Origin of the sequence: Rhodococcus sp. IEGM 1351, assembly GCF_030056875.1 — a bacterium.
Classification (GTDB): Bacteria; Actinomycetota; Actinomycetes; order Mycobacteriales; family Mycobacteriaceae; genus Rhodococcus_F; species Rhodococcus_F opacus.
The window spans coordinates 1-364 of record NZ_JASHKU010000111.1 but is presented as its reverse complement, the minus strand read 5'-3'; the positions used below and the strand labels follow the sequence as shown (position 1 = coordinate 364).

The following is a 364-nucleotide window of genomic DNA, read 5'->3' as shown; positions in this document are numbered from 1 at the left end:
GCGGTCGAGTTGGAGGTCTCCCAGCAGACCGCCTCACGCTGGCATCGACAGTGGACCGAAGGGGGCAACGAGGCGTTGGAAGGTGCCGGTCGCGCTGGACGCCGACCCCGGCTCGATGACGCCCAGATCGAGGCGATCCGAGAGGAACTGCTCAAGGGACCCCAAGCGAATGGCTTCGCGACCGGGGTGTGGACCCTGGGCCGGGTCGCGATCGTGATCGAGCGGCTCACCGGCGTGACCTACGGACCCACCCAGACGTGGACGATCCTGCGGACCCGGCTCGGGTGGAGCCGGCAGCGGCCCGCACGTCGGGCAGTCGAACGCGACGAGGACGCCATCGTCGCCTGGCGCGAGAACGAGTGGC

General features: G+C 70.1%; 1 protein-coding gene. It reads left to right on the top strand.

The genetic code is table 11. The features are described 5' to 3' along the window. A partial coding sequence (locus tag QM806_RS41000; RefSeq protein WP_283295061.1) for a winged helix-turn-helix domain-containing protein occupies nucleotides 1-364 on the top strand: 364 nt, incomplete at both ends.